Below are 24,571 nucleotides of genomic sequence, written 5' to 3' on the forward strand. Positions count from 1 at the left end.
GCCTTCCTGATGCGGGCACTCGCGTTCGACCTCGACGACGACCTGCACACCGCACAGGCCAACCCAGCCAAGGACTAACAACCCCACCAACGCTGGTGCCTCTCTAGGATTGCGGGGCCGTAGACCATGGGGTGCGGCGGCAGACGGTGCCCGTGCTCGTCGAAGACGGCTGACCGTCACACCACTCGACACCGCGGCCTGAGGCGGCGCCGGGAGCCCGGGAGGGCGAGGGCGCTCAACGCCGCTCCCGGCAGGGCCCGCCCCTCGCGAACGGCCCGCGCTGCCACCGGCAACGTCGTGCCGGCAGGCATGGCTACCTCGAGGACACCGGTGCCCTGCCGCACGACGGCTAGCGCAGATTCACGGAGGAGGTCGGTGGTGCGGTGGGGGACGCGACACGCGCCTCCTGGTCGCACCCGCCTGGGGCGAACATGACCCCCAGGGACTCGAGGACCGCGAACACGATCTCCTCGTCTGGGATGGAGATGTCCCGCCCGGTCAGGGCCATTGCACCCCGCGAGTCGCCAACAGCGGGGGGTGGCGACCAGCGGCCGGGTGAACTCGCCGGCCTCACCTCCGCACCCGCTTGACGATCTTGTCGGGCTCGGCGCCTTCGGTGGCCCAGCAGCTACAGGAGCCGAGTGGACCGCGGAGCACCGAGGGCATCATCCGGAGGCGAGATCAGAACTCCAGGGTCTAGACACTCGCTGTTATACGATTGTATGGTGCTCCCGCGCTACCGAGATCTTCGCCACTCAGGTCTGCGTCCTAACCGTAGGGAGGACTTGGGCTGATTGGTGTCACTCTGCTCGCGCGGGGAGTGGCGTGCGACGAGGTGGTGACGTCAAGCAGCCGAACAGCGATGACAGAGGAGCACCTGCCATTGACAACACAGCTGGGGCGTGACCATGACCGACAGCGAGTTCGGGCGACACAACCATACCTGGAAGATCGCCAAACGGCGTTTCGTGACCGATCCGACGGTCGCCGACAATGCCTTGTCCCGCACCCTGACGTACCGTCACCCGACCCACCTGAAATGCACCCGAGACCACGACGACAGTCCCTCTCAGTTCTGGCCGGTCATCGACAGCCCAAGACTTCTGCCGGTAGCCAACAGCGCTTCCACCGTCGGCGCCGCGCAGGTGTAGGACACGTGACCGGCCGCGACGCTCGCACCGACGAGGTCTCGCGGCTTCACCGGGCGCTGGAGTCGGTTCGATACGGCACGGCCGCGCGCCGTCGACGAGATGGCCGAGAAAGGTCCGATCATCAGCCCGTCGCGGCAGCCGGCTGTTGGAGCTTGTCCCTTGATGGCGCCTTGAACCGCACAGACCTGACCGAGGGTGGCCGCGATCTCGCGGACAGGTACAGCGAGGGTGCGTCTGCGGGTACGAGACGCAACTGCCCATCGGCGATTCGTCGCATGCGGGTCTGATCACAAAAGACCCATACCGGCGTCGGCCTTCAGCGCTCGCCGCTCTCGGGAATTGACCTTTTTGGCGCTCTCACTATGCGCGTCCAAGGGCTTGATTTACGCGGCCGGTCTCGGCGAACGGGCTGCCAAGCCCCACCCCCCGCCCATGCCGCACAGAGGAGTTCCACATGCCAAAACCGGCAGAACCGCGTCCCGGTTAGGGCGGCTGTCGGCCTGTCCGGCCGTGGCGGTCGCCCTGGTGGCGACCTCCTGCTCGGATTCGGGATCGTCGGCACCAGACAGCCAACAGCCACGACATGCACTCTGCCAACGGCGCCGGTGCGGCACGGCGCGGGCACGGACGCTCACGCAGATCGGCACTGCCGACAGCACAGGAAGAGCGACTGGGACTCGGAACGGCACCGAGTCTCGGCAACCTACTTCACAAGGAGAGACGCATGGAAGGACTCAAGGACAAGGTCATCATCTTCGCCGGCGGCGGTGGTCTGGCCACCGCGGCGGCGAAATTCCTGGGAGCCGGCGGAGCGACAGTCGTCGTCGGTGACGTCGTCGAAGCCTCGGCCGAAAGCGTGGTACGAGCCGCCAAGGACGCCGGAGGCAACGGGATCGCGGTAGTGGTGGACATCTCGGACGAGTCCCAGGTCAAGCGCCAAGTCGATCTCGCAGTCGGCGAGTACGGCCGCATTGACGGCCTGTTCAACGTCGCGGCCAACGTCCATCCTGACGAGGTCCGCCGCGACACCAATGTGATCGACATCGACCTCGCCGCCTGGCAGCGCACCCTCGACGTCAACCTCACCGGCTATCTTCTGACCCTCAGGCACACACTCCCCCACATGATCGCCACCGGCGGCGGATCCGTGGTCAACACGATGTCCGGCGCCGCGTTCGGCGGCATGGCCGACAAGGTCGCCTACTCGGCGACGAAGGCCGGGATCGGTGCCCTCACCAGGCACGTCGCCAGCAGATACGGCAAAGAGGGGATACGCGCCAACGGCGTGGCGCCCGGCCTGGTCCTGACAGAGATGGCGAAACTGAGCCTGCCGGAGGATTTTCGGGACGCGATTCTCGCAGTAACACCCGCGCGACGCCACGGTGAGCCCGACGACATCGGGGCCCTCGTCGCGTTCCTGCTCTCGGACCTATCCGAATGGGTCAACGGGCAGACGTTCTCGGTCGATGGTGGAGTGACCATGCGATAGCGTCGCCGCACCGCAAGTCCGCCACTGACGATCACCCGAGATCGCAGCGGGCGTTCGCTAGGGTCGCGGATTCACCGAGGTCGAATCCGCGATCCCAGCCACCGTGAACGATCAACTGGCTGCAGTCCGTCAGGTGACGCTGACGGGACAGTGCCACGCGCAGCGGATGGGCCAAGGTTACTCGCGTTTCGCCACGTCGCGAGGATGGTCTTGCTGGCCTCGTCACACCGATAACCAACCCGTTCCAGGCGAGACCCGAGCCGACCGACCGAGCCAGGCCCAGCCAGGCCCAGCCAGCGAACACCGACATGGCCGTCGCTGGCTACGTCGCCGCCGACCTGTTTATCGAGGGCCTCAAGCTCGCCGGCGAGTGCCCCCACCCGAGAGGCGTTAATCTCCGAATTGCGGAAGGTGCCGAACTACCCAGGCGCCGGCCTTACCCCAACCGAGGTCGACCTGAGCACGAACTACAAGGAGCCCAACTCCTGCTACAGCGTCGTCCAGGTCAACCCCGAGGGTAGCGAATTTGTTCCGCTGTTCAACGCCGCGCCGCTATGCGGTGACCCGATCACCCCGGAACAGATGAATTAGCTGCTGGGCGATTGATAGTCGAACCAGGACCGCGGGGCTTGATCGCCGAGGTGTATACCAAACGCGGAACTCGCGAGGTGGCTGCCAGGGGTCGAGCCGGAACTCGGTTGCGGTGAGAAAATCCAGGGCAGGTCGGGGCGGTAACAGATATGTCTGACCGCCGCCCCGATGACGCCGATCAGGTGATCCAGGCTGCTCGCAGCAAGGTTGGACAGTTCCTGTGCCGAAGAACTGGGCAGTCGCGCGTCCAACGCCCACGCCAGCCCCGGTGATGATGGCGACCTTACCATCGAGCCGTTCCCACGGATCATGTCCCGTCACCGGCGTGAGCCGCGCTGGCCGTCGCCCATGGCGGGCACCGGCCGGTAAGGCCGGGCTCATGCGACGTGCGATACGGACGTACCGCATCGTCGCCACGACCTGTGATACGAACGTAAAGCACCGGTTGGCCAGGGTGCCATCTGGACGCGATCACGGGGAGGGCCGTGGAAGCGCCCAGCCGACGCCCAGATGCCGCGAGGACGTGAGCGCGTGCGCGCTCCGACCGCCGATCGCTGTGCCACCGCTCGAAGAGCCGGAGGAAGTCATGTCTATCAGCGTCACCCAGCTGTCGCCGAGGATCGGTGTCGAGATTACCGGACTTACCGGTCGGGATCTCGTGGACCGGACGGCGACCAAGGACTGCCAGGCGGCGCTGGACCAGCACGGTGTCGTCGTGTACCGAGAGGTTCACATCGACGACACCGACCTGGTCGCCTTCAGCCGCATGCTGGGGGAGGTCGTGGTCCCCAAGGTCAACGACCCCGGCGAGCACTCCGAGATCGCCAGGATCACCCTCGACCCGACGAAGAGCGTGCTGGCCGGCTACCGCCAGGGGAACTTCCTGTGGCACATCGATGGCGCCACCGACGAACTCCCGCAGAAGGGGACGCTTCTCACCGCCCGGGAGGTCGACCCCGCCGGCGGGGACACGGAGTTCGCCAACACCTACGCCGCCTACGCCGAGCTCTCCGACGAGGAGAAGGCCGAGATCGCCGATCTACAGGTGGTGCACAGCTTCGCCGCCGCCCAGCGCGTCGCCTACCCCGACGCCACCGACAAGCAGCGGGCCGGGTGGGACAAGGTGCCCTCGAGGGTGCATCCGCTCGTATGGACCCGCCGCAACGGACGCAGGTCCCTGCTGATCGGGGCGACTGCAGGCGCGGTCGTCGGCTGGCGCGCCGACCGGAGCAGGGAACTGCTCAACCGCCTGCTCGCGTGGTCGGCCCAGCCGCGGTTCACGCTGCGCCATCACTGGCGCCGCGGCGACCTCGTGGTCTGGGACAACACTGGGATGCTCCACCGAGCGCTGCCGTTCCAGCCGACCTCGTCCCGTCTGATGCACCGCACCACACTCGTAGGCCAGGAACTCGTCACCACACTGTAGGGGCGACCTACGCGGGGAGACGCGGGCAGCGGGCACCTGTCATGGAACGCGCGTCGTGAACGAGTCACGGATGACGATGGTCGAAGGACCGCTCTGGGACGTGGACCAAGAGCGGCTCTTCTGGATCCATACGTGGCCATCGACGCCTTCGCCGGATTTCAGCCCTGAAAAGACGCTTACGCAGCTGAAAGGTACCGACACATGAGGATTGGACTAACGGGGCGACCGGCCAACGCCGACAAACTCGTCGAGCAGGCCAAGGCGGCCGAGCGGGACGGCTTCAGCTCCGTCTGGTATGACAGCACGGCCCTCGGCGACCCGCTCGCTGCGATGGCGGTTGCGGGACGCGAAACCTCCACGATCGAGCTGGGGACCGCGGTCCTGCAGACGTATCCCTGCCATCCCGTCCTTCAGGCGAACCGCGCCGCCGCGGTCGCCGAAGCGATGGGGCGGCCCGGCTTCACCCTGGGCATCGGACCCTCACACGGACCGCTCGTCAGCGGTATGTACGGCCTGTCGTACGACCACCCTGGTCGCAACACGGAGGAGTACATCCAAATCCTGGCCGGCCTACTGCGTGGCGAGACGGTGACCTTCGAGGGATCGGACTGGACCGCGCGAGGCGCACGAGTACCGACGAAACAGCCGGTACCGGTGCTCCTGGCCGCCCTCGGTCCGCGGCTCCTGCGCGTTGCCGGCGAACTGGCCGACGGCGTCGTCCTCTTCATGGCGCCGACGAAGGCGATCGAGACCCATGTCGCGCCCCGGCTGCGGGCCGCCGCGTCGAACGCGGGACGGCCCGAGCCACGAATCGTCGCCGGTCTGCCGGTGGCGGTGCACGACGACCTCGCCGAGGCCCGCGCCGCGACGGCCGCGACATCGATGGTGTACGAGAGTCTGCCGAACTACCGCCGGATCATGGAGATCGGCGGCGCCGAGACCGCGGCCGACGCAGCCATCCTCGGTGACGAGAAGAGCGTGACCCAACAACTCCAAGGGCTGCTCGATGCGGGCGCGACTGACATCCAGGTGTTCATCGTGCCGGTCGGTCCCGATCGTCGTGCGTCGCGGCAACGCACGATGGACCTGTTGGCCACCCTCACGGGCTGAGATCCCAGCGGGACGGGCCATCGCATGAACGGCGGCGCTCGCCGCGGACCTTGGCTGACCATATCTGGGTGGATCCATCGCCCGCGGACGTCGTATAACCGACGGCCCAGGGCGCGGTGTGGACGTCCTCGACGGCCCCGCCCCGATGGTGCATAGGTAGCTCGACGTCGTCGAATAGGTCGGCAGCGCGGTCAGGACCATCGAGCCCGGGCAGTTCGTCGTCGGGTCGTTCTTCGGGTCGGACAACACTCGCGAGATCTGCCAGACCGGTCACCAGATCCGCTGTGTGAACACCGTCCTGATGGGCGCGATCAGGACGCAGGCCGAGCTGGCACGTATCCCGCTCGCGGACGGGATGTCGGTCGCCATTCCCGGAGATGCCACCAGCGGAGTTGGGTCCCGAGCCCGCTCGCTGCCTCCGACGTGCCGGGCACCGGATGGTTCGCCGCGTCGCGGCGCGGCCGGGGCCGGGGCCGGGGCCGGGCAAGACGGTGGCGGTCGTGGGTGACGGCGCTATCGGCCTGCTCGGGGTGCTGGTCGCCCGCCAGTTGGGCGCGGAGCGAGTCATCGCGATGAGCCGGCACGCCGATCGGCAGGCGTTGGCCCGCGAGTTCGTCTCCATGATCAAGGAGCTCACCGGTGGGCTTGAGGCGCACTCGGTGATTGAGGCCGTCGGCACGACGGAGTCGGTGATGCAGGCCATTCGGTCTACCCGTCCCGGTGGGCACGTCGGCTACGCCGGTGTCGCCTACAACGTGCGGTTGCCTGGCGAGGAGCTGTTCTTCGCCGGCGTGCACCTGCACGGCGAACCCCCCGGTGCGCCGTTTCCTGCCCGAGTTGATCGATCTGATCTGGCGTCGGCAGATCGACCCGGGCAAGGTCTTCAACCTGACCGTGCCCCTCGACGACGCTGCTGAGGGCTACCGGACCATAGGCGAACGCTGCGTGATCAAGACGCTGCTGGCCATCTGGTGCAGCGGCCCGGGCAGGTCGACTCGGCGGTGCGGGGGCCGTGCTGGGGACATTGCCACCTTCGTCGCGTCGAGCATGCCCTCGTTGTTGATGGTGACCGAACCATGTGTTGGGCGCCGATCCGCGACGAGCGGTGCCTTGTCTTTCCGCATCAGGTCGATCACTTAAAGATCCGGAGGTTTGCCGGATACGAAAACTTGACCGGTGGGTCTAGTTATCGGATGCTGGTCGGGCGCCCAGCAGTGACGCGGCGCCCCCTCTCCAAGCCCAGACTCGTTTCGTGGGAGGCCTCATGGCTTCGGCGCTTGAGCAATTACTCCGTCTCCGGGACGTGGCTGATCGCCACGATCGGCCGGTCGAGGAGCTGCTGCCGCTGCAGCTCGACGCGGCCAATGAGCGGCTCGAGACGCACGCGGCGCGGATTCCGCTGCTGAGGAACCGGCTGGCCAGCAGTGGTCTGACCAGGATCACGAGGCCGGCCGACCTGGTGCCGTTGCTGTTCGCGCACAACACGTACAAGAGCTATGGCGAGTCGTGGCTGGCGGGCGGCCAGTGGGACCGGATGGCGCGGTGGTTGGCGACGGTGTCGACCTATGCCGGCGGCGGGAGCTTCGCGGGGGTGGACGGGCTCGACGCGTGGATCGCTCGGCTCGAGGCCGAGGGGCGGTTCGTGGCCTGCTCGTCCGGTACGACGGGCAAGCCCGCGATGCTGGGCGCGACCGAGGCGGATCTGGCGTTCTCGTCGCGGGCGGGCGTGTCGGCGTTCGCCTGGGCGACCGGGATCGCGCCGGCGGGCGACCGGAAGTTCTTCGGGCTGGGCCCGCGGATGAACGTCACCCGCAACGAACGGATCCGCCAGGCGATGATCGACGCGTACGGATCCGCGACCGAGGAGCCGTACCAACTACCGGTCCCGCCGATCACCGTGGGGTCGACCATGGCGATGATCCTGCTGCGCCGGCGGATCGCCGAGGGGAGCGCCCGCGCGGCCGAGATCGCCGAGTTCGAGCGGCTGAGCGGCGAGCGCCAGGCCGGGCTCGACGCCGCGCAGGCGGACGCCGTGGAGACCCTCATCAAGTCCCGTGAACACAAGCTGCTGCTCACCGGCTTCTTCCCCAGCCTGTACCCGCTCGCTCTGGCGGTGCGCGAGCAGGGCTTCGCCGGCAGGGCCTTTCATCCGGACAACGCGGTGCTGACCGGCGGCGGCCTCAAGGGCGTGACACTACCGCCGGACTACCGCGAGGTGATCCTGGAAACGTTCAACGTCTCGGAGCGGCGCGTCTTCCACCTGTACTCCATGCAGGAGCTCAACACGCCGTTCCCGCGCTGCGGCGCCGGCCGCTACCACGTAGCCCCATGGGTCATCGCGCTCCCGTTGGACGAACCGGGAGAGCGGCTCCTCGACGCCACCGGCGGTGAGATCCAGGCCAGGGCCGCCTTCCTCGACCTGTCACTGGACGGCCGCTGGGGCGGGATCATCTCCGGTGACCGGATCGCCATCGACTTCCGACCCTGCGCCTGTGGGCACCAGGGCCCGACGATCGGCCCGGAGATCGTGCGGTTCTCGGATCTCGCCAGCGGCGACAAGATCAGCTGTGCCGGCACGATCGACGCCTACGTCCGGGGAACGGTATGAATCGGACCTCCCCGATCGACTCCGCGAGCTCCGTCGATCCGGCAGGGACCCCGGCCGGCATCGCCACCGCGCCGTTCTTCGTGCGCGGCGCCCTCGTCGAGGGACAGGACGTCCGGCACACCTCCCGCGATCTGGGCGCGGACTTCACCACCCCCGCGCTCGACCTGGACCAGGTGGTCACCCCCCGCTCCGAACTGCCACCGCTGCTGGGCGTCAAGGTCTCCGAGATCATCGACTTCCTCGTGGAGACCGGCCACGCGCTCGCGTTCGACCGCAACCCGCACATGCGGGCCTGCCTGGAACTGCTCGCGGCGACCAACCCGCTGCCCCGCCGCGTCGTCGAGAACCTGTACCGCACGGCGCCCGAACTGCTCTCCCGCGCCTCGCTGGAGTCGATGGTCACCTCGAACTTCGGCGGCCCGCAGGCACTGGACGGCTGGGTGACCCGGACCGACCGGCGCGGCAACCGGGGCCACCTGCGCGCGTTCCCACCCCGCATGGTGCACATGCTGGCCGGCAACGCCCCCGCCGGCTGCATCGCCTCGATCGCCCAAGGCGCGCTGGTCAAGGCCATCAACCTGTTCAAGATGCCATCCAGCGACCCGTTCACCACCGTGGCCGTCCTGCGAACCATGGCCGAACTCGACCCAGCCCACCCGGTCGTGCGGTCGATGTCCGCGGTCTACTGGCAAGGCGGCGACGAGACCATCGAGAGCACCCTCTACCGGCCCCAGTTCTTCGACCGGATCGTCGCCTGGGGCGGCGGCCCAGCCATCATGAACGTCATCAAGTACCTCGGACCAGGCATCCAGCTGATCTCCTTCGACCCGAAGTCATCGATCTCGCTGGTCGGCCGGGAGGCGTTCGCCTCCCCCGAAACCGTCGCCGAGGTCGCGGAACGGGTCGCCGAGGACACCACCGTCTACAACCAGGAGGCATGCCTGGCCAGCCGCTTCGTCTTCATCGAGGGCGAGCGGGCACAGGTCGAGGGCTTCTGCGCCGAGTTGGCGGACCGACTGGCCGTCGACCGGACCTTCGCCTCCGCGCAGGCACCGCCCCCCGCCGCCGACCTCCGCGACGAGGTCGAGGTCATGGTCACCATGGGCGAACTCGCCATGTGGGGCGGGTTCGACGGCCGCGGCCTGGTCGTCCTGTCCGACCAGCCCGTCGACTTCCACCCCGCCAACAAGACCTCCAACGTCGTCATCGTGCCCTCACTGCGCGACGCCCTCGCCCACGTCACCGTCGCCACCCAGACCGTCGGCGTCTATCCCTGGGACCGCAAGACCGAACTACGCGACGCCCTGGCCAGCGCCGGCGCCCAGCGCGTCTGCCGCGTCGGCACAGCCAACATGCACGTCCCAGGAGGCCCCCACGACGCGATGTTCGCGCTGCAGCGGTTCGTCCACTGGATGGGCGACGACGACATCGAGCGGTAGACCAGAAGCCACTGTCGCCCGCGCCGCTGCCCGCTGCCCGCCCCGACAATCGGGCATGATCGAATGATGGGTCACTGCCTGTAGGGTCGGGTAGCCCGGGGGGATCGCATCCCCGGGCTCCCACAGATCCCGGCGTGACGATCTCTCGTCACCGGGACGTCGTACCGGGACATCGAGGAGCTACCGGCCGAGCGCGCCATCACCGTCGGCCGTGTGATCCTCTACCGCTGAGTGCAGCGGTTCACGCCTGTGCTGGCCGATGCTGCCCGGTCGTGCCTGCGCAGTCCGGCCGGTCGTTGGTTCGTCGACGCGACCCGCGTCAACACCGCCGACCGGTGGGGACATCTGTGGGGTCGTCGACCAGCTCGGCCAGGTCATCGAGGTGCTCGCCAGCACACGGCGGGACCAGACTGCGGCTCGCCGGTTCACGGGCCGGCGGTAGCCACAGACCCTGTGGGGTGCAAGTAGACGGTCAGGGCCTCTGAGCAGGGCGGATAGCACGTCGTAGATCATGAGGGCATGGCGTCGACCGTCGTGTTCCTGCTGGTGCGCAGGCTGCTCGCAGTCCTCGGTCTCGGCCACCGGGCGGACGAGAAGGATGTTGAGATCGCCGTCCTACGCCACCAACTGGCCGTACTACGCCGGCAGGTCGCTCGCCCGCGGTACACCCCGTCCGATCGGATGCTGCTGGCCACGCTCGCCCAACTCCTCCCCCGCCCGCATTGGTCGGCGTTCCTCGTCACTCCCGCCACGCTGTTGCGCTGGCACCGCGAACTCGTCCGCCGACGCTGGACCTACCCGCAGCAGCGCCGTGGGCGCCGTCTGGAGGACGCGACGGTACAGCTAATGCTCCGGCTGGCCCGGGAGAATCCCCGCTGGGGCTACCTGCGGATCGTCGGGGAGTGCCGCAAGCTGAACGTCCAGGTCTCGGCCACCTCGGTCCGCACCGTCCTGCGTCACCACGGCCTCGGCCCAGCACCCCGGCGCACGGCAGGTCCGAACTGGTCGCAGTTCCTGCGCGCCCAGGCCCAAGGAGTGTTGGCCTGCGACTTCCTCACCGTCGACACCGTCACGATGGCCAGGCTGTACGTGCTGTTCTTCATCAGCCTCGACCGCCGCCACGTCTGGCTCGCCGGTGTCACCGCCCACCCGACCACAGCATGGGTCACCCAGCAGGCCGCAACCTCACCCACCAGCTCGGCGAGGGCGGACCGTACAAGTTCCTGATCCGAGACCGGGACACCAAGTTCGTCGCCGGCTTCGACGATGTCTTCGCCGACGAGGACATCCGGATCCTCAAGACATCAGTCCAGGCTCCGCGCGTCAACGCCTTCGCCGAACGCTGGGTGCGAACCGTCCGCGCCGAGTGCCTGGACTGCACCTTGATCTGGAACCGCCGCCACGCGGAACAGGTGCTGTCGATCTACGTCGAGCACTACAACACGGCTCGGCCCCACCGCGGCCTTGACCTCGACATCCCCGATCGGCCGGCCTCAGTCGGCGATCCGAGCGGCCCGATCAGACGCACCGACCGCCTCGGCGGCCTCCTCCACGAATACCAACGAGCCTCCTGATCAAGCTCCTGACCAGCGGAATCGCATACTTTCATCCTTCAGGGTCGTCGCCGTGGGTGCTACCAACTGCCGGCGGCGACGCCCTGGACCTTCTGGTGGGACCGACGCACCTTCACCAGGTCTGCGTGAGTGGATCACGGTGGCTGGTTAGGGCGATGGTCGTATCCTGGACGGGTGAGCATCCTGCGGGACGAGCTGCACAGGCTGATCGACCGCCTGCCAGAGTCGCAGGTGGCGCCGATCCTCGCCCTCGTGCGCGAGAGCGCGCCGGCTGAGGACGGCGGTGACGAATGGCCATTGCCGGACTTCGTCGGCGCGCTGTCCAGCGGCAAGGGTGACCTCGCCGCCCGCTCTGGCGAGATCCTGCGCGAGGAACTGGGGCGCGACCCCGAGTGATCGTCTGGGACACCGGGCCACTGATCGCCGCCGCGGACGCCGACGACGACCACCACGCCCGCAGCGTCGCACTGATGCGGCGTACACCCCAGCCACTGCTCGTCCCCTACCCGGTGCTGACCGAGGTCTGCTTCATGCTCGAACGTGAGAAGGGCACCCGCGCCGAGGCCGCCTTCCTGCGCTCCATCGGCACTGGACAGATCAGCCTGATCCCGCTGGCCCGCCAGGACCTGGACCGGATGGTCGAGCTGGTCGAGAAGTACAGCGACTTCCCACTCGGCGCCGTAGACGCCTCGGTCCTCGCGGTCGCCGAACGGCTCGGCGCCGACGCCATCGCGACCCTCGACCGACGGCACTTCTCCGTCGTCCGCCTCAAGAAACCGATCGCGCTGCTGCCCTGAGGGCAGCCGGGCCAAGCGACCAGGCGCCTTGATCACAAATCCACGGTCAAGATCGGCCAGCTTGACTCGATGCCACAGACCCGGCGGACACTGGAGCGCCGCGCACGGCTCAGACCACCGGCCACCCACATCCAAGATCATTGTGGGTGAAATGTGGGTGGAGACCTCCCGGCCGAACCCGGCACGGCTCGACACCGGACGGCAGGGCGGGCCGTGGAAGGCCCTGAAATTACTGGACTTTGCGGCAGGCAACGATCTCCGACAACCCTATCCGAACTAGGACCTATCGCGCTCTTAATCCGCGGGTTCGGGGTTCAAGTCCCTGGCGGCGCACCCGATTGCAGGTCGGTGACCTGCGGGAACTGGCCGGCTTAGAGCCGGCCTTTTTCGTTGGTGATCGTTGTGGGCGTCAAGTGGGCGTGATCTTGCAAACGCCGTGGGATCGCGTTCGCGACGGTTTCGGCGGCGCGCTGTCCGGTCGAGCGCAGCAGGTGGGCGTAGAGCGTGCCGGTGATCGTCGTGGACGAGTGCCCGAGCCGTTTGGAGACGAGGGTCAGGTCGATGCCCTGGTCGAGCTGGATCGACGCGGAGGAATGCCGCAGGTCGTGCAGCCGTCTTCTGGACAGCAGGTCCTCGCCAAGTTCGTCGCCCTTGCGGAGGTCGAGGCCGAGTCGCCCGGTCAGTGTGAGGGTGGCGCCGGCGCCGCGGCGGCGGGCGCAGCGGGTCACGGTGACCTGGCCGACCGGTTCGCGGTCCCGGTAGACCGTCCACGTCCGCTCGGGCGCCACGTGGCGGCGGCCGACGTCGATCGTCAGCGCCCCGGCCGGGGCGTCCGCGGAGATGGTGCAGCACAGGCCGACGTTGCGGGCGATGATCTGCATGTGGTTGGAGACGTACTGCGGGTCGAGGTGCCGGCCGTCGGGCTTGGTGAAGATCAGACCTGACAGGGCCACCGGCTTGCCGTGCTGGTTCGACAGGATGCCGTTGTCCCAGCTTCCGCCGGCCACGGCGCGTTCGGCGTCCTGGGCGAGGCGGTGCAGGGCAAGCGAGCCGAGCAGGGTCGCGTCGAGGTCGACCTTACGTCTGCCCGACTTGGTCTTGGGGGGCCAGACCGCGAACGTGCCGCCGTACTCGACGATCTGCTGACGGATGACCAGGACGCCGGCCGTTTCATCGAGGCCATCCCAGGTCGCGCCGCAGGCTTCCCCGCGGCGCAGGCCGGCCAGAGCCATCAGCTCGTACATCGGTCCGAGCCGGTCCTTGGCTGCTTCGTCGAGGAACCGGCCGACATCGCGCGCGTCCCACGGTTCGACCTCGGACGCCTCGTGCTCGGGGAGTTCGACGCCGGCGGCCGGGTTGAAGTCCAGGCGCCGGTTGCGCACGGCGTCGTTCAGCGCGGCGCGCAGGGTGGCGTGGATGCGAGCGATGGTCGCCGGTCCGGCGGCCCGCGCCCTGTTCGCGCCGTCGGCCTCGATCCGCCGGTAGGCCGCGTCGATATGGGTCTTGTCGAGTCCGGCCAGGGGAACCGAGCCGAGCAGCGGCCGCAGGTAGATCCGGATGTGGGTCTCGTAGCTGCGCCGGGTGGTCGGACGTAGCCGCCGCTTGCCGGCCAGCCACTGGTCGAGGTAGTCGCCGGTGGTCAGGGTGCCGAGGTGCTTGCGGCCGGCCCGGACCTTCGACAGCTGCGTCTCGGCGTCCTGTTTGGCTGCTTCCTCGCTGGCGAACCCCGAACCGCGAAGCTGCGTCTTCCCGACGAGGGGTACGAGTTCGTCCGGCACCTCAAGCCGCCAGGACCACTTGCCGTGTGGCTTGCGGTTCTTGAGCCTGGGGCAACGTTGACCGAGTTGCCTCCCAGTTTCGGGGTCGCGGCAACCACAGCGCCTTTCCGTCTGAATCTGCACGTCAGAGTCTCCACCGTTTCAGCGCGATAAGAGGCCGCCACTCGAACAGACCGCCCGTTCGAGAGATCGGCGGCACTTGGGTCAGCCCACGTTTCTGTTCGGTAGGCAGCCCGGCCGGCCGCTAGCAGCAAGCCGGGAACGATTGTTCCTTGGCCGATTTACGCTCGCCGATTTTTTGCTGTCAAGCCGCCATCTTGGACATCGCCCACTTCCCATTGATATTCCTGTCGTCGGAGGCCTACGGCCGTTTCCTGGTTCGGGGACGGTGACGCCGAACCCAGCCGCTCAGCAAGCGATCGCACCTAGCCACCGTCAGTCCGGCGCGACCGGATACGGGCGCCGAGTTACCAGGCCGTGGGGTGACGCGGCGCCCGCCGTCGGGCACGGTTCGCAACCCGGACCTTCCTCGGCGACCGGCGACACACCCAGCGCCGCGAACCCAAACAGGACGGGTAGGCGGGCGCGGGCACTGCCTCGAGGCAGTGCGCCGCCAGTAGACGACACCCTGCCTGAAGGTGATCTCAAAACGATCTGAAAGATCAGCGCCAGCCCCATCCGGACTCGGTCCTCAGATCCAGTTCAGACCGATTCTGCTCCCCCAACGCGCGTCAACACCCCCGGTGACAGGCCTGAACACGGCCAGTTCGCCCCCCACCGGCCGAAGACCCCGCAGAGTCGAGGCACGCACCTCAACGGCCAGGCGCGACCCCGAACCGGAGTACCCGAACAGTGCTGCAGCACGACGGATCTGCCCACTCCCGCCCGGCCCCGTCGGCTCCCGTGAGACAGCCTGGCCCATCAGCCCATCAGCCCATCAGCCCACAGAACCGCTGGCGCCGTGCCTCGCTCCGAGAAACGGCACGGCGCCCGCAGTCACGGCAACAGGCGTTCAAACCGCCCGGGCCAACGCGGCACACGACCGAAGCTGACCCTGGCAGAACACCCGAACAGGACCACATCCCATGCCGACAAGAAAGCGGAACACAGCCTCCAAGGAACAGAAACTCAAAATAGGCGACCCGCATGGCCGCCTACGAAACCAGCCCGGTCGAACGCCGACGATCACCAGTAAAAAAAGCACCTCACCGACCACACCGAGCCACAGGACGGGTACCTACGATCGAGAGCCAACAACAGGACTCGAACCCTGTTAGCCGCCCGATTACAAGTCGCCGTCCCTGGTGTTTCCTGGTGCCCGAACCTGCCGCGTGCTACCCATACGTCCATGTCACGGCCCTAGACGATGTTGGGCCGTGCTTTCGGGTGTCGGCCGATGCTACAACGTCCGATCACACATTGAGCACACATCGGACGCCGCGGCGCGGTTACTGCCAGCGTCGCCGCGTCGATCACCATAGTTACGATACGTAGTTGCCAACATGTGGATCTTGGTGTGGTGATTCCGGACCGTCAGGAGTTCCACCGCGCCGCCTAGCCGAACGGCAAGAACTCGGCAGTAGGTCACAGTTTCAGGTCGAGTTCTGGCCCGCTACAGGGGTGCCACGCGTCGGGGTGTAGCGTGCCAGAGCCCGGTCGGGCGCCTGGCCTGCGGCTTCGCTACTCGGTCAGGCGGCTCGGCGGTACTCGTTGATCACGCCTCTGAGGATTTTGCGGCGGCGGATCGGGCCGGTCGAGGGGTGTCACGGTGGCCCGGTCGCGGTTCGGCGGGCGTCGGTCGCCCCCTTGATGAGGGCGATGATCGTTGACGTGGCGGGCGTACTCGTCGAGTGCGGCGGTGGCCGGGGTCGCGGGCCGGATGTGGGGTCGGACGGCGGGCTGCGTGCTGGTCTGTTCTATGGGCGCGCGTAGAGCCGGGTGATGGTGGCGTATCCGGCGTTGAAGGCGCCGACCTCGTCGCCGGGGGTGCTCGTCGAGGTGCAGTCCTGTAGCTGTCGCGCGGCGGATGGGTCCTTGATCTGCGGTTCGGTGTCCACTTCGAGCAGGCCGCGGACCTTGCCACCGGCGAAGCAGTTGGGGACGTTGAGGTTGGACACCATGGTCTGGCGAGTCTCGGGCGGGTTGAGCAGGTTCGTTCTGTTCTGGGAGATCCAGTCTTGGACCAGCAGCACGGCGGGGGCGTAGTCGTAGGTGTCGCCGAGCCCGAGGCTGACGGCCAGGGCGGGGATACCGCGCTGGGCGGCGGCGCGGGCCGCGCCGACGGTGCCCGACTCGTCGACGTCGGGGCCGAGGGACTGGCCCTCGTGAATGCCGGCGATGACGAGGTCCGGCCGCATTCCGAGGTTGTCGAGGGCGACGTTGACCGCGTCGGCCGGGAAGCCGTTGACCTCGGTCACGGGCGTGCCGTTGGACGCATCGCTCACGGTGTAGTTGACCGGGCCATCCGACGTCTGTCCGCCGGTTCCGCTCTGGTTCGCGGCCGGCGCCACGATCTGTACGGTGCCGTCTTCCCCCGCCCTGATCAGGCCTTGGACGAGCGCCTCGATACCCTCCGAACCGACCCCGTCGTCGCTCGTGACGAGCACGTCAAGCGTGCTGTTCGCCGGGCTCGCGATGGTGCCCCCCGTCGCGGGCCCGGCGCCCGCGCGATCGCCGCCAGCGCTTCCGCCGGTGGTCGTATCGGTGGCGGCGGCGGTGGCTGGGCCCTGTGGCACCGTGGTGGGCGCGGGAGGGGCCGTTCCCGTGTTCTCGGGCAGACAAGCGACGACGCCGATCAGGATCGCGGCGATGGCGACGGACAGGCGGACAGGCTTCCTGAACACGTGCTCTCCTGACGGGTGAGTTGGGGCCGTGCCGCGCGGCGGGGGGACGCCGCCGCGGCGCGCGTCCCCGGGCCCGGCGCCCTTGGACGCGCCAGACCCCGGGGCGCGAGACGGTGGTCAGCTGCCGTAGCGGTTGTAGTACTCGGTGCCGGGCGTCGAGCTGGTCCCGTTGGTGTAGTACTCGGTGTTCTTGGCGCTGAGCGTGGAGCCGTTGGCCGCGGGAAGGATGTAGACCTTCTCGACCAGGCCGCTCTGGAAGTAGTAGGTCAGGGTCACCGACGTGCCCATGTAGCCCCAGCTGATGTTCTTGGCGTAGCCCCAGTCGGTGTATTTGCTCCCCAGGCCCATCCAGGGGCGGGAGACGATCCGGAACCGGGCGGTGTCGAGGCGGCCGCAGTCGGTCTGCGAGATCGTGATGCTCGCGATGAACGCGCCCGGGTCCTTCGCCACCCAGACGCCGGCGTAGCCGTTGCCGCAGTTCGTCGAGGCGCCCTGGGCGAGTGCCGCGCCGGCCGTCGGGACGGCTTCGTCGACCGGCTGCGGCGTTCCCGGTGTGGTCACGTCCGGTGCCGGGGCGGTGGACGTCGCCGCGGCCGGCGCGGCCGCGTCGCTGGTGCTCTCGGCGCTGCACGCGGCGGTGGCCAGGCCCACCGCGAGGGCGCTGAGCGTAAGCGCCGTGCCGACTCGGCGGGATACGGGGGCGAGAATGCGCTTCACGTTCACTTCTCCTGTCAGTTGCACTGCGCTTTTCGGCAGCGTGAGACAGCTGCGGGGAGTAACCCTGGGGACAGCGGTACTCCACGATCCGGCGAGGACGCCGTCGTCACAGCCTTCGGGCGTGAGGCCCTCCGCCGCCGCGAGGACCGCCCGGGCCGGCCCGTCGACCTCGGCCAGGCGGACGACTCCTGTCAGCTGCGAATGGCGGTAGTCGGTGCGAGAAAGAAGGGCCTTGGCCGGATCGAGCCAGGCCGATATGGCGGACCAGGCGGCGGGCAATCACGTTCTCGCTGGCCGCTGTACACGGCCGGCGTTCTCGCGAACCCGTCGGATTTCTTGCCCCTGATGCTAGGAGCGAGCCGCGGCGAAATGGCCGGTCAGCACCACGGGACTCATCATTCAGGTACCGGGCGGCGGCACCCCGCGCCAGCACCGGAGGGTCACCGTGCCATCACGGGTGCATGTCGACTGGGCGACAGGGAAGGGGTGCTCCTGACCCGGGGCGGCCGCCCTCCTAAGGTGTGTGTGCGGCGAGCTCTGCCCACGTCCTCGCGCCAGCGACGGGCACCCGGGCATCCGCCATGAAGGTGCCAGGAGAAAGCCGTAGGTGCATGGACGACTTCGTGGGCCGGCAGCCGGAGCTGGCCTTCCTGGCCGGTGAGCTCGAGTTCGCCCGCGCCGGCCAGCTTCGCGTCGTCACGGTCGAAGGCGACCAGGGCACCGGGAAGACCTCCCTGGTCCGGCGTTTCCTCGAGGGACTTCGTGCCGGCGGGTCCGGTGCGCGGGTGCTGTACGCGAGTGCGGACGAGGTCGAGCAGGCCGTGCCGTTCGGGGTGGTCAGCCAGCTGCTCGACGGGCTGTCGGCCGACGCCGACGAAGGCGTGCTGGCTCAGGCCTCAGCCGCCGCCGAGCCCATCCAGGTAGGCGGCGCGCTGGTCTCTCTGGTCGGCCGGCGGGCCGCGGGCGGCCGGCTCACCGTCCTCGTGGTCGACGACGTTCCCTGGGCAGATCTCTCCTCCCAGCAGGTCCTGGCGTTCGCGCTGCGCCGGCTGCGGGCAGACCCCGTGCTGTGCCTGTTCACCGTGCCGAGCACCGTGGCGGACCAGCTGTCGGACAGCCTGCGCCGGGTCTGCGCTGAGGCGGGGCACCGACTGCGCCTGACCGGGCTGACCGTCGAGGAGATCCGGACGCTGGCCGACGCGCTGGGCGTGGTGCCCCCCACGGTTCGAGTCGCCCGGCAGATCCACGAGCTCACCAGCGGGAACCTGCTGCATGCCCGAGCCCTGCTCGAGGAACTGTCACCCGAGGCGCTGGCGGGCAGGGTCGACCCGCTGCCCGCGCCCCGCTCGTTCGGGCTCATGGTGCTCGGACGGCTCGCGGGCTGCCCACCGCCGACGCAGCGGCTCGTCGTCGCGGCCGCGGTGCTCGGCCGCTCGTGCCCGCTCGCCGACGCCGCCCGCCTCGCCGACGTCGACGAGCCGCTGGCCGCACTCGAGCCCGCCATCGTCGCCGGCCTGCTCACCGAGCAGCGCGACGAGGGCGGCCCGCGGGTGGCCTTCCCCCACCCGCTCACCCGCGCCGCCGTCTACCACGACCTCGGACCGGCGCGGCGCGGCGCGCTGCACCGGCGGGCCGCGGACATCGTCGCCGACCCGTCCGTCCGCCTGCGTCACCGGGTCGAGGGATCCCCGCTCGCCGACGAGCCGATGGCTGGCGAGGTCGCGGACGCCGCCATGGCCGCGGCGATGGCGGGCCGCTGGGCCAACGCAGGCGACCTCTGGTTCGCCGCCGCCCGGCTCACCGCCGACGTCGCCGCTCGGGACCGGTACCTGACCGACGCCGTCGCGATCAGCGTCTACGGTGGCCAGGCCGAGGCGGCGGCGAGGGCGCTCGCGGCCAGCGCCCCGGTGCAGGACCCCGCGCGCCGGGCGTTCGTGACCGGGGCGCTCGCGCTGGTGCGTGGTGACTTCGCGAGCGGAACCGCGTCGCTGCGCCGTGCCTGGCAGGAGCTCGAGCACCGGAGCGACCCGGCGCTCGCGGCCGTCGTCGCTGAATCGCTGGCCGCCGCCCTCTGCAACCCCGGCACCTACGCACAGGCCGCCGACTGGGCGGACCATGCGCTGCGGGCCGAGACGGCTGGCCAACCCCGGCTGGTGCACTACCTCGCCCTGGTCGCCAACCTCTGCTGCGGACGGCCGGACCGCGGCCGCGAGCTCGTCGCCACCGCGGCGGCGACGTTCGCTGGTGCGGCGCACGTCGGCGACGAGGCGGCTGGCATGCTCGCGTTGCTACGCGGCGAGCTGCTGTGGCTGGATGAGCGGCACCGCGAGGCGCTCGCCGAGCTGCGCGCCGCCGCCGCCATGCTGCGTCGCGGCCATCCGGCCTCGCCCAGCGGCCTGGTCGCCCTGCTTCAGCTGGCCTGGGTGGAGTACCAGCTGGGCCACTGGGACGACGCCATCGCCCACGGGGCGTTGGCCGCATCGCTCGCGGCCGACGGCGACCAGCTCTGGATCGCCGAGAATCTCGCGGCGGTGACCGCCTGGCCGCTGGCTGGGCGCGGGGCCGCGGAGACGACTACCTACCTTCGCCAGGCCGAGGCCGACTTCGCCAGGCTGACCGGTGCCTTCTCGGCCATGCTGCTGCTCGCGAGGGCACGGGTCGCGCATTCCGCCGCCGACGACGCCGGGGTCGCCGCCGCGCTGGTCCCGTTCACCTACCAGCCCAGCGACGACCCGATCGAACCCGCGCCGGTGGGATGGCAGCCGATGTACGCCGAGGCGCTCGCCCGGTTGGGCCGTACCGACGAGGCCGCCGCCGTGCTCGCCCCGTGGCGGGACGCCGCGGACGCGCGTGGTCATCGGACCGGGCAGTTCCTCGGGTTTCGCGCCCAGGCGGTGGTCGACCAGGCCCGCGGGGAGCCGGCGCGGGCCGCCATCGCCTACCAGCGGGCGCAGGAGGCGGCCCGCGATCTGCCGCTGCCGTTCGAACGAGCCATCCTCGACCACGACCACGGCCTTTTCCTGCTAGCCGAGAGACGACGCACCGAGGCGACCGCGGCGCTACGCGCCGCCCGCGACCGGTTCGCCGCCCTCGGTGCCGCGCCCTACCTCGCTCGGTGCGAGGGCGCGCTGGCGACGCTTGAACTGTCCCCCACCAACGGGACGGCTCCGCTGGCCACCAGGCTGACCCCCCAGGAGCTCAACGTCGCCCGCCTGGCCGCCGACGGACTGTCGAACAACGAGATAGCCGACCAGATGGTGCTGTCGGTGCGGACGATCGAGTTCCACCTGAGCAACGTCTACGCCAAGACCGGCCTGCGACGCACCCAGCTCGCCTCGGAGCTGAGCCCCCACTAGGTGCTTCCCGCGGAAGCACCCTAAGCCAGGCCCGCGGGATCCCGGTGGCGACCCTGGTGGATTCCCCAGTGTCAGACGACGGCGCCGGCCGCTACGGTCGAGCCTTCCACATTCCGCTCTGCTCCCGGTGGAGGGAGTCCGCGATGCGGGCAATCGTCATCCTGCGCCGTGCCGACGACGGGCATGTCGACGGCGAGATCAAGGTCGACGGCGACGACGCCACCCGGGCGTTCTCGGGATGGATCGAGCTGCTCGACCTCCTCGACCGTGCCGCGAACCCGCCGACCATCGACAGGCCGTCACCTGACTAACTAGCCGAAACGGTCGGATGGAACCTGTGCCCGAGAGGGCCTTCTACAGCTTTGTGTTGGGACATTTGTGTTGGGACAGAGGATGGGTCTTCGCACGGGGGACGGCGTGACAGAGCTACCCGCGGGTGTGACACCGCTCGGCTCCTCCGACCCCCGGCAGCTCGGTGCGTACACGCTGCTCGGCCGGCTGGGCCGCGGCGGGATGGGCAACGTCTACCTGGCGCGGCGCACCGACAGCGCCGACGGTCCGTTCCTCGCCGTGAAGGTCATCCGGTCCGACATGGCCGGGGAGACGGAGTTCCGCCGCCGGTTCGTGCGTGAGGCGCAGGCCGCGCGGCGGGTGGCCCGCTCGTACACCGCCGCCGTGCTCGACGTCGGGACCGACGCGGCACAGCCCTACCTGGTGACCGAGTACATCGACGGGCCGACCCTGGCCGCGCATGTCCAGGCGCACGGGCCGCTGCCGCCCGCGCAGGTGGAGTGGCTGGCCGAGGCCGTCGCGTCGGCCCTGCGCGCCATTCACGCGGCCGGCGTGGTCCACCGCGACCTCAAGCCGTCGAACATCCTGTTGTCCCGGTTCGGTGCGCGGGTCATCGACTTCGGGGTCGCCCGGGCCCTCGACTCGGCGACCATCGCGACGCAGGGCGCGATCGGTACCCCCGCCTACATGGCGCCGGAACAGGCGCTCGGTGAGGCCGTCACCGGGGCGGCAGACGTACATGCCCTGGGCGCCGTCCTGGTCTTCGCCGCGACGGGCAAGAGCCCATTCGGGGCGGACAGCGTACCGAGGATCATGGGGCGAATCGCGACCGAGCCGCCCGACCTGACCGGCGTGCCGGACATGCTACGACCGCTCGTCGCCCAGACCATGGCCAAGGCCCCGGCCGACCGCCCGACGCCCGACGAACTGCTGGTCGAGCTGCACCGGCTGCGTACCGGGTCGCTCCCAATCCCGGCGATCCCGACCGACGGCGCCGAGCCGGCGACGCGGACCGCCCCCGCGCGGATGAGCAAGCCCGCGCCGGCCGGGCTCCCGCCGCGCCCGCGCGACGACGCGCCCCCGACGCGGACCGCCGGGACGCTTCGGCCGCCGACCCCCGTGCCGGTGCCGGCCGGCCCGCCGCCCTACCGCGAAGGCCCACCGCCCGGCCTGCGCGAGGACGACCGGCCGCCCGGCGCGGCCCGGCGGGGCTTCCCCTGGCGCGCCGGGGCGGCGGGCGCGGCCGTGCTGGCCATCCTCGCGATAGCCCTCGCAGCCTATGTGGTGGGCACCAAGGGTGACGACACCGTCGGCGTGGCCACGGGCACGACACCGTCCGTCTCCGCCGGGCCGGCCAGCGCCCAGCGGACGAACCTGTCACCGACGCCGACAGGCACCGCGACGACCGCCGCGACGGAGCCCACGTCCACCGCGCCGGTCGCCCCGCCCCAGCACACGTCGTCCCCGACGCCGCGGCGCACCACGGCGGGCCCGCAGCCGACCATGGCGCCCCCGCAGCCTCCGGACGGTCCGCCGAGCGCACCGGCCGACCTGTTCGTCGCCGAGATTGGCTCGGACGTGCTGCGAGTGACCTGGACGAACACCGCAGCCGACGTCCAGAAGATCAACGTCGACGCGGTCGCCAGCCCATGCCAGAGCTACAACAGCCGGTACTGCACCGACCGCGTCATGGACACTCTGCCGGCCAGCGCGACGTCCTACACCTTCACCGGACTGCGGGCCGGGACCGACTACTACATATCCATCTGGGTTGACAACGCGACGGACAGCTCCGACCGGGTCACCACCGACGCGCGCACGCTCCAGTAGCGCCACCGGCCCGGCGCGCCCGGACGGCCGGGCCGGCGCGTCACGGTCGGGTTGACCGCCGGGCCTGGCGAATGTTGTAAGAGCAACGAGGCGGACACGTCCAGTGGCCGACATCCGCACATCCGGGGCTTAGGTGGCGATGCGTTACGGATGGGCCGGGCTTCCCGAACACCTGTACCGTTGTGCCTGCCGACAATCCCATCCGCGCTGGTCAGAGCAGCTGCGGCCGTCGGGACTGATCGTGACCACTCCGGCGTCCAGCCCTCGCCCGGCATGGCCCCCGTGGCTGCGCGAGGATGTCGGTTCGTGCTGCTTCGGCTGACCTACCTCGGTGTCACGAACGCGTTCGCCCTGCTGCGCTTACTCCCCCGCGGGGATCGTGACAAGGACATCGAGATCCTCACCCTGCGCCACCAGATCGCCGTGCTCCATCGTCAGCTCGACGGCCACCGGATCCAGTTCCAGCCCGCCGACCGCGCCCTACTCGCCGCACTCCTGCACCCGCTGCCGAAGCCAACCCTGCACAGCCTGCGACTGTTGGTGCGCCCGGAGACCGTCCTGCGCTGGCACCGCACGCTGATCGCCCGCCACCACGCCGCGGCCTCCGGTCCCAGGCGGCGCGGCCGTCCCCGCACCGTGGCCTCGATCCGCGCGCTGGTACTGCGGCTGGCCCGCGAAAACAGCAGCTGGGGTTACCGCCGGATCCACGGCGAATTGCTGGTCCTCGGTATCAAAGTGGCGCCGTCGACGGTCTGGGAGATCCTGCGCGACGCGGGCCTCGACCCCGCACCCACCCGGACCGCTACCAGCTGGGCCGGCTTCCTTCGTGCCCAAGCCCACGCCCTGCTGGCCGCCGACTTCTTCGAAACGGTCACCCTGACGGGGACACGCCTCTACATCCTCGCGGTGATCGAGCACTCCACCCGCAGGATCCGGATCCTCGGCGCCACCGCGCACCCCACCGCCGCCTGGGTCACCCAGGCCGCCCGCAACCTCGCCATGGACCTGAACGACACAGCCTCGAGCGCCCGCTTCCTCGTCCGCGACCGCGACGGCAAGTACCCGGCGCTGTTCGACGCGATCCTCGCCGACACCGGCATCATGATCGTCCGCAGCGGCGTCCAGATTCCCCGAATAAACGCGATCATGGAACGTTGGGTACGCACCTGCCGCCGAGAGCTCCTCGACCGCACCCTGATCTACAACCAGCGACATCTCCTCCACACCCTCCGCGCATACGAGGCGTTCTACAACACGCATCGTCCTCACCAGGGTCTCGCGAACGCCGGACCACTCCAGCCGCTGCCCGAACCGATCACTGACCCACGCCGGCTCGACCGTCTCGACGTCCGCCGACGCGACCGGCTCGGCGGCATCCTGCACGAGTACGAACATGCGGCCTGACCTGCCCGGACGTAATTTTCGGCAGGTACAGCGTCGAACTGCCGGCCAACGAACTCCAAGCGATCAAAGCGTTTCATCGGTAGGCAGGCGGCCCGGGCTACGCGCCGGCCCTCCTGAGGCCGGTCGAGGTGCCAGCGAGCTGCGAGGCCCAAGGACCCGGTGCCCCA

The 24,571-nt window shown here is 69.5% G+C and carries 19 protein-coding genes and 2 pseudogenes; 17 read left to right on the forward strand and 4 right to left on the reverse strand.

Features of this window, described 5'->3' with window-relative positions:
* Nucleotides 1–902: 902 nt before the first annotated feature.
* From I6A81_RS33335 to I6A81_RS46400, 6 genes and pseudogenes are all read left to right on the forward strand, one after another.
* Complete coding sequence (locus I6A81_RS33335) at nt 903–1,151, forward strand: hypothetical protein (protein ID WP_203004187.1); 249 nt, start codon at nt 903–905, stop codon at nt 1,149–1,151.
* Nucleotides 1,152–1,875: 724 nt separating this feature from the next.
* Nucleotides 1,876–2,640 carry an SDR family NAD(P)-dependent oxidoreductase gene (locus I6A81_RS33340; RefSeq protein WP_203004188.1) on the forward strand — a complete coding sequence of 255 codons (765 nt, stop codon included), beginning with the start codon at nt 1,876–1,878 and terminating at the stop codon, nt 2,638–2,640.
* Nucleotides 2,641–3,051: 411 nt separating this feature from the next.
* Nucleotides 3,052–3,231 (forward strand): hypothetical protein, encoded by a 180-nt coding sequence (locus I6A81_RS33345; protein ID WP_203004189.1) that lies wholly within the window; start codon nt 3,052–3,054, stop codon nt 3,229–3,231.
* Nucleotides 3,232–3,817: 586 nt separating this feature from the next.
* Nucleotides 3,818–4,657 (forward strand): TauD/TfdA dioxygenase family protein, encoded by an 840-nt coding sequence (locus I6A81_RS33350; RefSeq protein ID WP_203004190.1) that lies wholly within the window; start codon nt 3,818–3,820, stop codon nt 4,655–4,657.
* 201 nt (nt 4,658–4,858) lie between these two features.
* Entirely contained in the window at nt 4,859–5,767 is a 909-nt protein-coding gene (locus tag I6A81_RS33355) for a TIGR03564 family F420-dependent LLM class oxidoreductase (protein WP_203004191.1), read from the forward strand.
* 178 nt (nt 5,768–5,945) lie between these two features.
* A pseudogene (locus tag I6A81_RS46400) lies at nt 5,946–6,736 on the forward strand (zinc-binding dehydrogenase); the annotation flags it as partial.
* On the opposite strand, the gene I6A81_RS44255 reads toward I6A81_RS46400, so the two are convergent.
* Nucleotides 6,688–6,903, reverse strand: a complete 216-nt coding sequence (locus I6A81_RS44255; RefSeq protein ID WP_238429484.1) for a hypothetical protein — start codon at nt 6,901–6,903, stop codon at nt 6,688–6,690. The pseudogene I6A81_RS46400 and the gene I6A81_RS44255 overlap by 49 nt on opposite strands.
* A 128-nt stretch (nt 6,904–7,031) precedes the next feature.
* Here I6A81_RS44255 and I6A81_RS33365 point away from each other — a divergent pair, with 128 nt between their 5' ends.
* From I6A81_RS33365 to I6A81_RS33385, 7 genes and pseudogenes are all read left to right on the forward strand, one after another.
* Nucleotides 7,032–8,375, forward strand: coding sequence for a long-chain-fatty-acid--protein ligase (locus tag I6A81_RS33365; protein ID WP_203004192.1), 1,344 nt, complete (start codon nt 7,032–7,034; stop codon nt 8,373–8,375).
* Nucleotides 8,372–9,814, forward strand: a complete 1,443-nt coding sequence (locus tag I6A81_RS33370; RefSeq protein ID WP_203004193.1) for an acyl-CoA reductase — start codon at nt 8,372–8,374, stop codon at nt 9,812–9,814. Before I6A81_RS33365 ends, I6A81_RS33370 begins: the two co-directional genes overlap by 4 nt.
* A gap of 159 nt (nt 9,815–9,973) precedes the next feature.
* A pseudogene (locus tag I6A81_RS44260) lies at nt 9,974–10,250 on the forward strand (DDE-type integrase/transposase/recombinase); the annotation flags it as partial.
* An 83-nt stretch (nt 10,251–10,333) separates the two neighbouring features.
* The gene (locus tag I6A81_RS33375) at nt 10,334–11,041 is read left to right on the forward strand and encodes a hypothetical protein (protein WP_238429485.1); all 708 of its coding nucleotides are present in this window, start codon (nt 10,334–10,336) and stop codon (nt 11,039–11,041) included.
* Nucleotides 10,975–11,388 carry an integrase core domain-containing protein gene (locus I6A81_RS44265; protein ID WP_238429486.1) on the forward strand — a complete coding sequence of 138 codons (414 nt, stop codon included), beginning with the start codon at nt 10,975–10,977 and terminating at the stop codon, nt 11,386–11,388. The genes I6A81_RS33375 and I6A81_RS44265 overlap by 67 nt, the downstream gene beginning before the upstream one ends.
* 174 nt (nt 11,389–11,562) lie before the next feature.
* Nucleotides 11,563–11,784 carry a hypothetical protein gene (locus I6A81_RS33380; protein WP_203004194.1) on the forward strand — a complete coding sequence of 74 codons (222 nt, stop codon included), beginning with the start codon at nt 11,563–11,565 and terminating at the stop codon, nt 11,782–11,784.
* Entirely contained in the window at nt 11,781–12,185 is a 405-nt protein-coding gene (locus tag I6A81_RS33385) for a type II toxin-antitoxin system VapC family toxin (protein ID WP_203004195.1), read from the forward strand. The genes I6A81_RS33380 and I6A81_RS33385 overlap by 4 nt, the downstream gene beginning before the upstream one ends.
* Nucleotides 12,186–12,556: 371 nt before the next feature.
* Here the strand turns inward: I6A81_RS33385 and I6A81_RS33390 are convergent, their stop codons facing one another.
* From I6A81_RS33390 to I6A81_RS33400, 3 genes are all read right to left on the reverse strand, one after another.
* Entirely contained in the window at nt 12,557–13,963 is a 1,407-nt protein-coding gene (locus I6A81_RS33390; protein WP_307875093.1) for a site-specific integrase, read from the reverse strand.
* A gap of 1,916 nt (nt 13,964–15,879) precedes the next feature.
* Nucleotides 15,880–16,806, reverse strand: a complete 927-nt coding sequence (locus tag I6A81_RS33395) for a 5'/3'-nucleotidase SurE (protein ID WP_203004197.1) — start codon at nt 16,804–16,806, stop codon at nt 15,880–15,882.
* 117 nt (nt 16,807–16,923) lie between these two features.
* Complete coding sequence (locus I6A81_RS33400; RefSeq protein WP_203004198.1) at nt 16,924–17,523, reverse strand: hypothetical protein; 600 nt, start codon at nt 17,521–17,523, stop codon at nt 16,924–16,926.
* A gap of 611 nt (nt 17,524–18,134) precedes the next feature.
* Between I6A81_RS33400 and I6A81_RS33405 the strand changes: the two genes are divergently transcribed.
* The 4 genes from I6A81_RS33405 (at nt 18,135) to I6A81_RS33420 (ending at nt 24,404) form a co-directional block, all read left to right on the forward strand.
* Nucleotides 18,135–20,879 carry an ATP-binding protein gene (locus tag I6A81_RS33405; protein WP_203004199.1) on the forward strand — a complete coding sequence of 915 codons (2,745 nt, stop codon included), beginning with the start codon at nt 18,135–18,137 and terminating at the stop codon, nt 20,877–20,879.
* 143 nt (nt 20,880–21,022) lie between these two features.
* Complete coding sequence (locus I6A81_RS33410; protein WP_203004200.1) at nt 21,023–21,190, forward strand: hypothetical protein; 168 nt, start codon at nt 21,023–21,025, stop codon at nt 21,188–21,190.
* 106 nt (nt 21,191–21,296) lie between these two features.
* Nucleotides 21,297–23,000: a protein kinase domain-containing protein gene (locus I6A81_RS33415; RefSeq protein ID WP_307875094.1), complete on the forward strand. Its 1,704-nt coding sequence runs from the start codon at nt 21,297–21,299 to the stop codon at nt 22,998–23,000.
* A 306-nt stretch (nt 23,001–23,306) separates the two neighbouring features.
* On the forward strand, nt 23,307–24,404 hold the full coding sequence (locus tag I6A81_RS33420) for an integrase core domain-containing protein (RefSeq protein WP_203004202.1): 1,098 nt from the start codon (nt 23,307–23,309) through the stop codon (nt 24,402–24,404).
* The last annotated feature ends 167 nt before the right edge of the window (nt 24,405–24,571 follow it).

Source organism: Frankia nepalensis (assembly GCF_016786325.1).
Taxonomy (GTDB): Bacteria; Actinomycetota; Actinomycetes; order Frankiales; family Frankiaceae; genus Pseudofrankia; species Pseudofrankia nepalensis.